11 protein-coding genes and 2 tRNA genes are annotated in these 11,340 nt (G+C 70.3%); 10 read left to right on the forward strand and 3 right to left on the reverse strand.

Going from position 1 to position 11,340, the window contains the following annotated elements; genetic code table 11:
- Positions 1 to 181 precede the first annotated feature (181 nt).
- The 3 genes from AB0B97_RS23000 to AB0B97_RS23010 all read left to right on the forward strand — a co-directional run bounded on the left by AB0B97_RS23000 (position 182) and on the right by AB0B97_RS23010 (position 3,180).
- Positions 182 to 688, forward strand: a complete 507-nt coding sequence (locus tag AB0B97_RS23000) for a SigE family RNA polymerase sigma factor (protein WP_234590953.1) — start codon at positions 182 to 184, stop codon at positions 686 to 688.
- The gene (locus tag AB0B97_RS23005; RefSeq protein ID WP_357496222.1) at positions 685 to 1,530 is read left to right on the forward strand and encodes a hypothetical protein; all 846 of its coding nucleotides are present in this window, start codon (positions 685 to 687) and stop codon (positions 1,528 to 1,530) included. Before AB0B97_RS23000 ends, AB0B97_RS23005 begins: the two co-directional genes overlap by 4 nt.
- Positions 1,531 to 1,608: 78 nt before the next feature.
- Complete coding sequence (locus tag AB0B97_RS23010) at positions 1,609 to 3,180, forward strand: hypothetical protein (RefSeq protein ID WP_357496224.1); 1,572 nt, start codon at positions 1,609 to 1,611, stop codon at positions 3,178 to 3,180.
- A 59-nt stretch (positions 3,181 to 3,239) separates the two neighbouring features.
- Here the strand turns inward: AB0B97_RS23010 and AB0B97_RS23015 are convergent.
- Positions 3,240 to 3,313 (reverse strand) — tRNA-Gly (locus AB0B97_RS23015).
- 308 nt (positions 3,314 to 3,621) lie between these two features.
- On the opposite strand from AB0B97_RS23015, the gene AB0B97_RS23020 reads away from it, so the two are divergent.
- The 5 genes from AB0B97_RS23020 to clpX all read left to right on the forward strand — a co-directional run bounded on the left by AB0B97_RS23020 (position 3,622) and on the right by clpX (position 8,177).
- Positions 3,622 to 3,695 (forward strand) — tRNA-Pro (locus AB0B97_RS23020).
- 118 nt (positions 3,696 to 3,813) lie between these two features.
- On the forward strand, positions 3,814 to 5,160 hold the full coding sequence (gene tig / locus AB0B97_RS23025; RefSeq protein WP_234590946.1) for a trigger factor: 1,347 nt from the start codon (positions 3,814 to 3,816) through the stop codon (positions 5,158 to 5,160).
- A gap of 196 nt (positions 5,161 to 5,356) precedes the next feature.
- The gene (locus AB0B97_RS23030; RefSeq protein WP_007464111.1) at positions 5,357 to 5,998 is read left to right on the forward strand and encodes an ATP-dependent Clp protease proteolytic subunit; all 642 of its coding nucleotides are present in this window, start codon (positions 5,357 to 5,359) and stop codon (positions 5,996 to 5,998) included.
- Positions 5,999 to 6,008: 10 nt separating this feature from the next.
- Complete coding sequence (locus AB0B97_RS23035) at positions 6,009 to 6,671, forward strand: ATP-dependent Clp protease proteolytic subunit (protein WP_088988028.1); 663 nt, start codon at positions 6,009 to 6,011, stop codon at positions 6,669 to 6,671.
- Positions 6,672 to 6,881: 210 nt separating this feature from the next.
- Positions 6,882 to 8,177, forward strand: coding sequence for an ATP-dependent Clp protease ATP-binding subunit ClpX (clpX, locus tag AB0B97_RS23040; RefSeq protein WP_234590933.1), 1,296 nt, complete (start codon positions 6,882 to 6,884; stop codon positions 8,175 to 8,177).
- A 27-nt stretch (positions 8,178 to 8,204) separates the two neighbouring features.
- Here the strand turns inward: clpX and AB0B97_RS23045 are convergent, their stop codons facing one another.
- The gene (locus AB0B97_RS23045) at positions 8,205 to 8,825 is read right to left on the reverse strand and encodes an XRE family transcriptional regulator (protein WP_357496227.1); all 621 of its coding nucleotides are present in this window, start codon (positions 8,823 to 8,825) and stop codon (positions 8,205 to 8,207) included.
- A gap of 41 nt (positions 8,826 to 8,866) precedes the next feature.
- Here AB0B97_RS23045 and AB0B97_RS23050 point away from each other — a divergent pair, with 41 nt between their 5' ends.
- Together AB0B97_RS23050 and AB0B97_RS23055 are read left to right on the forward strand one after the other, a co-directional pair.
- Positions 8,867 to 9,700 (forward strand): DMT family transporter, encoded by an 834-nt coding sequence (locus tag AB0B97_RS23050; protein ID WP_357496229.1) that lies wholly within the window; start codon positions 8,867 to 8,869, stop codon positions 9,698 to 9,700.
- Between the two features lie 39 nt (positions 9,701 to 9,739).
- Positions 9,740 to 10,537, forward strand: coding sequence for a carbon-nitrogen hydrolase family protein (locus tag AB0B97_RS23055; protein WP_357496231.1), 798 nt, complete (start codon positions 9,740 to 9,742; stop codon positions 10,535 to 10,537).
- Between the two features lie 4 nt (positions 10,538 to 10,541).
- On the opposite strand, the gene AB0B97_RS23060 is transcribed toward AB0B97_RS23055, so the two are convergent.
- Entirely contained in the window at positions 10,542 to 10,766 is a 225-nt protein-coding gene (locus AB0B97_RS23060; protein ID WP_007464098.1) for a hypothetical protein, read from the reverse strand.
- Between the last annotated feature and the right edge of the window lie 574 nt (positions 10,767 to 11,340).

The following is an 11,340-nucleotide window of genomic DNA, read 5'->3' on the forward strand; positions in this document are numbered from 1 at the left end:
ACGACCGGCACCAGGCTCTGGCGGCTCGACGTGGGGTCGGACGTCACCGGGGAAGCCGTGCGCGGTCGCCGTCACGGGTTGACGCGCAACCGGCCTCGACTCCGGCGAGTTCCTCTTTCGCGATGCAACCCGCTGGGCCGGACCCGGCGTGACTATCTCGAATCGGGGATCGGAGGCCTGAATGAGCGATCGCGACGCGGCGTTCGCCGACTACTTCGCGGCGAGGTCGGACGCGATGCGCGGCACGGCGTACCTGCTGTGCGGTGACTGGCATCGGGCGGAGGACCTGGTCCAGACCGCGTTCGTGAAGCTCTACCTGGTCTGGAACCGGGTCTCCCGGCACGAGGTGCTCGACAACTACGTGCGGCAGATCCTGATCCGGACGTTCCTCGACGAGCGCCGCCGCGGCTGGTGGCGGCGTGAACGCGTGGGCGGCGACAACGCCGAGCAGGCGGCACCGTCGGACTCGCCGGAGACCCGTCTGGTGCTGCTGCGGGCGCTGGCTTCGGTGGCGCCGCGCCAGCGGGCGGTGCTGGTTCTCCGCTACTGGGAGGACCTTTCGATCGAGGACGTCGCGGCGCTGCTGGACTGCTCTCCGGGGACGGTGAAGAGCCAGGCGGCGCGCGGGCTGGACACGCTGCGCGGCCTCTTGGCAACCACACACAGCGGGATCGAGATGGGGCAATGATGAACGGAGAAGACCTGCGCGAGGCGCTGCGCCGCGAGATGGCGGACGCCACCTCGCCACCACCATTGAGTACGGCGGCCGCGCTCGGGGCGGGACGACGCGCCCGTGGTCGCCGCCGTGCCGCCTGGGCGTGCGCCGGGTCGGCGGCGATGGTGCTGGCGGTCGCCGGCCTCGCGGCCGTGGGCACACCCAAGGGCGACATCTACCAGCCGGCGGGCGGTCCGCAGGCCATCCCGAACCCGTCGACGTCAGACACCAAGAAGCCGTGGCCGGCCGGGCCGGACGGTCAACCACAGGAGGACCGGACCGCCCGGGCAGGGTCGAAGTACGACCAGGGGGTACGGCTGCTCGACGAGGTCGTCTCCGTCGTGCCCGCCGGCTACACCGCGCCGGCGGACCCGCCGAACCAGCCCGCCGACCAGAGGACGCTGCGGACCCACCAGGCGCAGTTCGAGGACACGGTGAACGGCGTCGACCTGTGGAGCTATTTGACCTCGGTCGCCGTTGCCCAGGGGCAGGACACCGGGCGTGTGGTCGTCGAGGTGCACGACGCTGGCAACCAGCTACCCGCTGAACCCTGCGCGCTGGCCCGCCAGTTCTGGGGCATGCAGGGCGAGTGTCAGGTCGAGGCCGTCGGGGCGGCGCAGGTCGGCGTGGTGGTCCGGCCGGGCGTCGACGACCGCCTCGACCAGTGGTCCGCCTATCGGCACCCCGACGGCGTGGTGGTGTTCGTCGCGCAGGGCAGGCAACTCACCGAGACCCGGCCGGAGTTGACGAAGCTGCCGTTCTCCGTGCCGCAGTTGGCGGCCCTCGCGGTCGACGAACGGTTCCACCTGAGGTGACACGGTGACCCGGCCCTCCTGGGCCACCCGCCGATAACTCGGAGGCGGGCCCCGCCGCCGGTGCGGCAGCATGATCACATGACGTGGACGCCGGGGCACCGCGGAGAAACCAGCGCGGAGACGAAAGCGGCGCTGGAGGTGGCGATCGCGGCGGCCACCCAGCGTTCCGCCGCCGGCCGGAAGACCGTGGAGCACCTCACCTTCCTGGTGAACGGTGTCGTCGCCAACGCCGACCACGACCTGGGCCGGGCGGCACTGCGGGCGCTGGCTCGTTCCCCGAAAGTGGTGGCCCGGCTCGACGAACACGCCCGCCAGGTGCTGTGGTGCCTGCCGGACCAGTCGCCACCGCTCGTTCGGCTGGTGGCCGGTCTGACCCGACCCACTGTCGACCCGCTCGCCGTGGCGATGGCCAGCACCCACCGCGACGGACGCGTCCGCGAGCGCGCGGTCCGGTCCATGCTGGACGATCCCCGCCCGGATCTGGTGCCGTTTCTGGTGCTGCGCACCGGCGACTGGGTCCAGCAGGTGCGGGACCGGGCCCGCGCTGGCCTCGCGCTGCTGCTGGCCGACGACCCCGCCACGTACCTTCCGGCGGCGATGCCGATGGCACTGCTGGTGGACGCCCGGTCGCGCGGCGGCTTCGCCGCCAACCAGGTCACGGCCACGCTGCTCAGCGCGCCGCCGGCCGTACGCCGGATGGTCGGAACCTCCGGCTCCGCGGCCCAGCGGCGGCTGGTCTTCGAGATGGAGGTGGCGCAGCGCTGGCTGCGGATCGAGGACCTGGTCGCCGCCGCGGAGTCCGAGACCGACGTACGTATCCGCTCGCTGGCTGCCGAGGCCGCCTGTCGGGAGGCGGTGTGGACCGGGCGGCTCCCGATCCTGCGGCGGCTCGCCCGCAGCCGCCGACCGGACGTACGGGCGATCGCCCTCACCGGCCTGCTGCGGGTCGGAGAGCCGGCCGAGGTGGCCACCCGTCTCGATGACCCCGCGTCGCTGGTGCGGGCCATCGCCAGGGAGGCCGCTCGGCGCGTCGGCACCGACGCGCTGGCGCACTACCGGGCGGCGGTCACCGGCCCCGCGCCCACACCGGGTGCTGTCCACGGCTTCAGCGAAAGTGCTTCGGAGGCCGACGCGCCGCTGCTGAACGGGCTCCTCACCCACCCGGCCGCGACGATCCGCGCCGCGGCCGTACGCGGGCTTCGCCAGCTCGACGCCGTCGACAGCGGCCGGGTCCTGCCGTTGCTGACCGATCCCGCACCGTCGGTCGTTCGCGAGGCCACCACGGCCCTCCGACCCGTCGCGGCAACCCTGCCGGCGGAGCTGCCCTGGCAGTTGCTCACCGGCGCGCGGGTGGAACTGCGGCGCGCGGGCTATCGGCTGCTCGGCACGGCACCCGTAGCCGTGCGGTTGCGTGCCGCCCTGCTCCTGGCCGTCGACCCCGATCCGGGGCTCTCCCAACGCGGTCGGGCCGACGTGACCGGGCTCGTCCGAGACGCCAGCCGTACGACCTGGCGCCGCACGCCGCTGCCCACTCTCGATGTGACGACCGACCAGCATGCGGACCTTCTCGTGCTGGCCCGGCGCGCGGCGCCCGCCCTCGGCGAGGAGGTCAGCGACCTGCTCGCCGCCTGGCTCAGGAGGTCTGCCTAGGCGCGCTTCAACCGGCCCAGGATGAGGGGAGGCAGCCTCTGGCCTGGGTCGGAGGTTGTTGGAGCGGGCGACGGGAATCGAACCCGCACCGTCAGTTTGGAAGACTGAAGCTCTGCCATTGAGCTACGCCCGCGCTCCGCCCCGCCGAAACGGGACGCGCCGACAGCGTACCCAATGGCCGTGTCCGATGCGCAGCCGCGCCACCGCCCCGCGGCGTCGCGGGACACGCGCGTCGCGTGTCGACCGCCCAAGATCCGCACCACCTCGGGGAAATGGCGGTGTCCCCGCTCGCGGATACCCCCACATCCCCGAAGTCGTGCGGATCTTGACATCGGGCGCGGGCGCGCGGGGCACAAGGTGCGACTTTCGGGCGATGTGTCCGGGTGGGGGCCGCCCCGGCACCGCCTGAGGCGCGGCGACGGCATAGACTGCACGTCGCCACGGGGTGTGGCGCAGCTTGGTAGCGCACTCGCTTTGGGAGCGAGGGGCCGTGGGTTCAAATCCCGCCACCCCGACTGTCGTCCGCGTCCGGGTCGCCCCGGGCGCTAGCAGCCGGCCGGGCCGGCTCGCCTACACTCGATGGGCCAATCGAAGGCCCAGAGTCAAAACCCAGATCCGTCAAGGAGTACGCCTGTGAAGAGCACCGTCGAGACTCTGAGCCCGACGCGCGTGCGGCTCGCCATCGAGGTGCCGTTCGTCGAGCTCGAGCCGAGCCTCAAGAAGGCGTACCGGGAGATCGGTTCGCAGGTCCAGGTCCCGGGCTTCCGCCGGGGCAAGGTGCCGACCGCGGTGATCGACCAGCGGGTGGGCCGGGGCACCGTCCTCAACGAGGCGGTCCAGGACGCCATCCCGGAGAACATCATGGCCGCGGTGCGCGAGCACGACCTGAAGACGCTGGGGCGTCCCGAGGTCGAGATCACCGAGTTCAACGACGGTGACTCGCTGAACTTCACCGCCGAGGTCGACGTCCGTCCGGAGATCACGCTGCCCGACGCGACGACCATCGAGGTGACCGTCGACGAGCTGCAGATCGACGACAGCGAGATCGACGAGCAGGTGAAGAACCTGCGGGAGCGGTTCGCCACCCTCAAGACCGTCGAGCGGGCCGCCGCCGAGGGCGACTACGTGCAGATCGACCTGAACGCCACCGTCGACGGCGAGGACGTGCCGGGCGGCCAGGCCAGCAACATCTCCCACGAGGTCGGCAGCAAGCAGCTCCTGCCGGGCCTGGACGAGGCAGTGGTCGGCCTCGCCGCCGGCGACAGCACCACCTTCACCACCCAGCTGGTCGGCGGCGACTTCGCCGGCCGGGACGCCGACGTGGCGGTGACCGTGCGTACGGTCAAGGAGAAGGAGCTGCCGGAGCTGAACGACGAGTTCGCCCAGATGGCCAGCGAGTTCGACACGATCGAGGAGCTGCGCGGCGATCTGCGGGCGCGGGTCACGCAGGGCAAGCAGGTCGAGCAGATCTACGCCGCCCGGGACAAGGCGCTGGCGCAGCTGGTCGAGGCCGCCGAGGTGCCGGCGCCGGAGGGCGTCGTCCGCGAGGAGGTCGCGAGCCGCAAGCAGGCGATGGTCGACCAGCTGGAGCGGATCGGCGCCTCCATGGAGGAATACCTCGCGGCCGAGGAGAAGACCGAGGAGCAGATCGACGCCGAGCTGACCGAGGCGGCGACCGAGGGCGTCAAGGTGCAGCTCCTGCTCGACACGCTTGCCGATGCGGAGGACGTGCAGGTCTCCGACGACGAGTTCGGGCACGAGATCGTGCACCGGGCGCAGCGCGCCGGGATGGCCCCGCAGCAGTACTACGACCAGCTGGTGCGCTCCGGCGCGGCTGCCGCGGTCTTCGGCGACGTGCGGCGGGGCAAGGCGCTCGCGGCCGTCATGGAGCGCATCTCGATCAAGGACTCGGCCGGCAACGAGGTCACCCTGGACGCGCTGCGCGCCGCCAACGAGGCGGAGCACAACCACGAGCACTGATTCGTCGGGTGCGGCCGCCGTCCGCCGCTGTGCGGTGGGCGGCGGCCACATCCGTTTCCCGGGTACGCCCGGACGCCCGCGCCGCGGGTGCGCCCGACGCAACTGCGCTGAGAGCGAACAGTGCCCCGACCGGGACTCTGCCGCCCCGCACAGCGGTTAGTGTCGGGAAAGACGGTACGGAGAGCGAAGGGCTGCCATGACCGACATGCACATCCCCAAGAAGTCGCTCCGGGCGATTGACGCGCGCGGTGGCGACTCCATTGGCAACCTCGACGACTCGGTCTACAACCGGTTGCTCAAGGAACGCATCATCTTCCTGGGCAGTGAGGTGACCGACCAGGTCGCCAACCGCATCTGCGCGCAGCTGCTGCTGCTCGCCGCGGAGGACCCGGACCGCGACATCAACCTGTGGATCAACTCGCCGGGTGGCTCGGTCTACTCCGGCATGGCGATCTACGACACCATGCAGTTCATCGACAACGACGTGTCGACCGTGGCGATGGGCATGGCCGCCTCGATGGGCCAGCTGCTGCTCTGCGCGGGCACCAAGGGCAAGCGTTACGCCCTGCCGCACGCTCGGATCATGATGCACCAGCCGTCCGGTGGTCTGGGCGGCACGGCGTCGGACATCGCCATCCAGGCGGAGCAGATGCTCTACACGAAGCGGATGTTCCAGGAGCGCGTCGCGCACCACACCGGCCAGAGCCAGTCGCAGATCGAGGCCGACTCGGACCGGGACCGTTGGTTCACCGCCCAGGAGGCCATGGACTACGGCTTCATCGACAAGGTGATCATCGGGGCCGCTCAGGTTCCGGATGGCGCCGGGACCCTGAGCTGAGGAGCTGACGATGACCGATCTGAGCTTGCCGCCCCAGTTCGCGGCCGTGCACAACCGGTACGTGCTGCCGTCGTTCGTCGAGCGCACGTCGTACGGGGTCAAGGAGTCGAACCCGTACAACAAGCTCTTCGAGGACCGGATCATCTTCCTCGGTGTTCAGGTGGACGACGCGTCGGCCAACGACGTGATGGCCCAGCTGCTGACGCTGGAGGGCACCGACCCGGACCGCGACATCATCATGTACATCAACTCGCCGGGTGGTTCGTTCACCGCGATGACGGCGATCTACGACACCATGCAGTACGTCCGTCCGGACATCCAGACGGTCTGCCTCGGGCAGGCCGCCAGCGCGGCGGCGGTGCTGCTGTCGGCGGGTACGCCGGGTAAGCGGATGGCCCTTCCGAACTCGCGGATCATCATCCACCAGCCGGCCACCGAGGGCGGCTACGGGCAGGGCTCGGACATCGAGATCCAGGCCCGGGAGATCCTGCGGATGCGGACGCAGCTGGAGGACATGCTGTCCCGCCACTGCAACCGCCCGATCGAGCAGGTTCGCAAGGACATCGACCGTGACAAGATCATGACGGCCGAGGAGTCCAAGGAGTACGGGCTGGTCGACACGATCCTGACCAGCCGCAAGAAGGGTTTGCTGGCCGCTCAGGCCGCCAGCTGAGCACTACCGGGTCAGAGGTTGGCCGGGGCGCGCGTTCCCGGCCGACCTCTGACACACCCGTTTTGGGGGTCGGAGAATGCTCCGCCAGCGGGTAACGTCGGGTCCGTACCGCTTCGCCGGTTGGGCCGGTGGGGTGAACGAAGTCGGGCGGCAGGCAGCGCCCGCAGGTCAGGGCCGGGTCTCCGGCCGATGAGTGCAGGGAGAACGTAGGTGGCACGGATCGGTGACGGCGGCGACCTACTGAAATGCTCCTTCTGCGGCAAGTCGCAGAAGCAGGTGAAGAAGCTCATCGCGGGCCCTGGGGTCTACATCTGCGACGAGTGCATCGATCTCTGCAACGAGATCATCGAAGAGGAGCTGGCCGAGTCCGGCGAGGTGAAGTGGGAAGAGCTTCCCAAGCCGATGGAGATCTGCCAGTTCCTCGACAACTACGTCGTCGGGCAGGATCAGGCCAAGAAGGCGCTCGCCGTAGCGGTCTACAACCACTACAAGCGCATCCAGGCCGAGGCGGCCGGTGCGCCGGGCTCCGGCAGTGACGCCGTCGAGCTGGCGAAGTCCAACATCCTGCTGCTCGGGCCGACGGGGTGCGGCAAGACCCACCTGGCGCAGACCCTCGCCCGGATGTTGAACGTCCCGTTCGCGATCGCCGACGCCACCGCGCTGACCGAGGCGGGCTACGTCGGCGAGGACGTGGAGAACATCCTCCTCAAGCTCATCCAGGCCGCGGACTACGACATCAAGCGCGCCGAGACCGGCATCATCTACATCGACGAGGTCGACAAGATCGCCCGCAAGTCGGAGAATCCGTCGATCACGCGCGACGTCTCCGGCGAGGGTGTGCAGCAGGCTCTGCTCAAGATGCTGGAAGGCACGGTGGCCAACGTGCCGCCGCAGGGTGGTCGTAAGCACCCGCACCAGGAGTTCATCCAGATCGACACCACGAACGTGCTGTTCATCTGTGGTGGTGCGTTCGCCGGTCTGGATCAGATCATCGAGTCCCGCACCGGCCAGGGCGGCACCGGTTTCGGCGCCCGGCTCCGGTCGGTGTCCGAGCGGTCGACCGATGACATCTTCAGCCAGGTCATGCCGGAGGACATGCTCAAGTTCGGGCTGATCCCCGAGTTCGTCGGCCGGCTCCCGGTGATCACCAACGTGCGCAGCCTGGACCGCAGCGCTCTGGTGCGCATCCTCACCGAGCCGCGCAACGCGCTGGTCCGGCAGTACCAGCGGCTCTTCGAGCTGGACGGGGTCGAGCTGGAGTTCGACGAGCCGGCGTTGGAGGCGATCGCCGACCAGGCGATGCTGCGGGGCACGGGCGCCCGCGGTCTGCGGGCCATCATCGAGGAGGTCCTGCTCTCCGCGATGTTCGAGGTGCCGAGCAACCCCGACGCCGCCCGGGTGCTGATCACCCGCGAGGTCGTCCTGGAGAACGTCAACCCGACAATCGTTCCGCGCGAGTTCACCGGGCGTCGTGCCCGGCGGGACCGCGAGGAGAAGTCGGCCTGATCGTCCCCGCGTCACGCCGGCCGTTCGCTACTGACGCGGCCGGCGTGACCGTGTTCGGCGGTCCCACTCGCCCGACGGCGTGACAGTCACCATCATCAGCCGGGCCGGTTCCTCGGCGTCGTTGCGATAGCCGTGCGCCCGGTCGGCGTGGAACTCGATCGTCTCGCCGGCCCGGACGGCGTGATCCTGCCCGTCGACGTGGACGATCACCGCGCCGGCCAGGACGTGCAGCACCTCGCGTGTGCCGCGCGGGTGGTCGGAGGAGCGGTGTCCTTCGCCGGGCTCCAGCCGCCAGTCCCAGAGCTCGACCAGGTCGGGTTCGCCCAGTCCGCTGAGCAGCTGGCCGGTGCCGCCGTGCTCGCCCTGCCAGAGCACGGGCGCCTCGGCCGTGGAGCTGATCCGCACTGTCCGCTCCTCGTCCGGCTCGACAAGTCGGGCGATGTTGACGCCGAACGCGTCAGCGACCCGGCACAGCGTGCCGACGCTGGGGTTGGTGCGGGCGCTCTCGATCTGCACGAGCATCGCCTTGCTCACCCCGGAGCGGCCCGCCAGTTCCTCGAAGGACCAGCCCCGGGCGGCGCGCAGTTCCCGTACCTGCCTGGCGACGGCGGCGGTCACCGCGCCCACCCGGCCACCTGTGTCGGTCATCAAACTATCCTTCGCGGTCACTATTATGGTACGACAGTCGCATGTTACCCATTCTCCTGGCAGCGGTGTCCGCGATCGCCTTCGGCACCGCCGACTTCTCCGGCGGCAAGGCGTCCCGCCGGGCCGATCCGATCGCGGTGACCGTGGTCTCCCAGCTGCTGAGCGTCCCCCTGCTGGTCGCTCTGGTGCTGGTGGTGCCCGGGACGCCGACCGTCGCCGACATCGCCTGGGGGCTGCTCGCCGGGGTGGCGGGCGCTGGTGGCGTCATGCTGCTCTACCGGGCGCTCGCCGGCGGAATGATGGCCGTGGTGGCGCCGATCACCGCGATCACCGCCGCGGTGGTGCCGATCGTCGCCGGCCTGTTCACGTCGAGCTTCCCCGGAGCGCTGGCGCTCACCGGCGCCGGCCTCGCCGTGGTGGCGATCGCCCTGGTCAGCCTGGGCGAAGGGGGCAGCCGCTCGGGCGTTCCGACTCGGCTGGTCGGTCTGGCCCTCGCCGCCGGCGGGCTCTTCGGCGTCTTCTTCACGCTGCTCGGCCAGGCCAGTGAGAGCGCCGGCATGTGGCCGGTGGCGGCGGTCCGGGCCAGCTCGATCGCGTTCGGCCTGGTCCTCGCCGCCGCCACCGGGGTGCGGCTTCGGCTCGACCGGCGGGTGCTGGGTTGGGCGGCCGTCGCCGGTCTGCTCGACAGCGCCGCCAACGCGCTTTTCATGGCCGCCGCCGCGCGAGGTCACCTCAGCATCGTGGCGGCGATCGCCGCGCTCTATCCCGCCAGCACGGTGCTGCTCGCGCTCGCCGTCGACCGGGAACGCCTGCGGCCGGTCCAGATCGCCGGCCTCGGATTCGCCGCGGGGGCGCTGGTGCTGGCCAGCATCTGACGCTGTCCGCGCCGGCCGTCCCGGCCGTACTCTGGGGCCATGCGCGTCGCCGTCTGCCAGCTCAACGCCCGGGATGACCGCAAGGCAAACCTGGCCGCCGCCGAGGTGCTGCTGGAACGCGCCGCCGACGGCGGCGCGGACCTGGCCATCCTTCCGGAGTACGTCGACTATCTCGGCCCCGCGGCAGACCTGCCCGAACCGGAGCCGGTCGACGGTGAGGTGGGCACCTTCTTCGCGGCGGCTGCCCGGCGGCTGGGCATGTGGGTGGTGGCCGGGTCGTTCCACGAGGCCGGGCCGGACCCGGAGCACACCTGGAACACGTCGCTGGTCTTCGACCGTGCCGGCAGCCTGGCCGCGAGCTACCGCAAGATCCATCTGTACGACGTGGAGATCCCGGGTCGGGTCTCCTACCTGGAGTCGGCGAGTGTCGCGCCCGGCGTGCAGCCCGTCGTCGTGGACGTGGAGGGTCTCCGGGTCGGGCTGTCGATCTGCTACGACCTGCGCTTCCCGGAGCTGTACCGGCGGCTCGCCAGCGAGGGCGGCGCCCACCTGCTGGTGGTGCCGGCGGCGTTCATGCTGCACACCGGGCGGGACCACTGGGAGGTCCTGCTGCGCGCCCGGGCCATCGAGAACCAGTGTTTCGTGGCGGCCGCCGGTCAGACGGGCGACCACGAGCCCGGTCGGACGTGCTTCGGGCGCAGCATGGTGGTCGACCCGTGGGGGATGGTCCTGACGCAACTGCCGGACGGCCCCGGGGTGGCCGTCGCCGACCTGGACCTCGACCGCCTCGCCGCGATCCGGGCCGAGCTGCCCAGCCTGGCCAACCGCCGGCTCTGAGCGCTCACCCCTCCAACAGGACGCCGATCGTCGCGAGGCCGGCGATGACGACCGCGGTGACCAGCAGAGCGGTGGTCATCCGGGATCTGCCCCGGCGGGCCAGCCGTCCCACCGAGAGCACGAGGACCACCAGCACGACCGCGCCGATGACCAGTTGCCAGAACGGCAGGAGGACGCCGAGCAGCGCTTCCTCGGCAAACACCGTGGCGTCCAGCCCGGACTCATCCATGCCTGACACTCTGGCACGCCAAGGTGCGCGGCGTCGCCGACCGCAGAGCAGACCGCGCCGATCCGTTCGGCCAAACCAGTGATGAACCCTGATTTGCCTTCTACCGGCCGGCCGCGTAACTTTCTCTCTGCACGGGGGAGGCCGGACAAACCGGCCGAGAACGGGCGCCAGGCTCGTGGCGGGAACGCCGAGCGAGACTGAGGATCGGGCGGTGCGGGACACTCCGGTAACGGGGTTGCGAACGCGAAGCCGACCGGGTAGAGTTCTGAAGCCGGCAGGAGCCGGGCGGAGAGCCGCGAAGCGGCGATCGGCCGGTCTGCGGCTTCCCACGACAGAAACGACCGCCGGGTACGGCGTGCGTCATCGTGGGTCCGGACGAACCAGATTGATCACCTCGGATACGAGGTTGACAATGAAAGTTCGACCAAGTAGGTTTGAGCGGTTGCCCCGAAATGGGGTTCCACGAATGTGGAGCTTCTGATCGGTGTGTGGTTGTTCTTTGAGAACTCAACAGGGTGCTTGTAAAGCCAGTGCCAATTATGATTTATACCCCGGACTGGTCGAATCTTTGTGG

This window comes from Micromonospora sp. NPDC049004, from assembly GCF_040649315.1.
Classification (GTDB): domain Bacteria; phylum Actinomycetota; class Actinomycetes; order Mycobacteriales; family Micromonosporaceae; genus Micromonospora.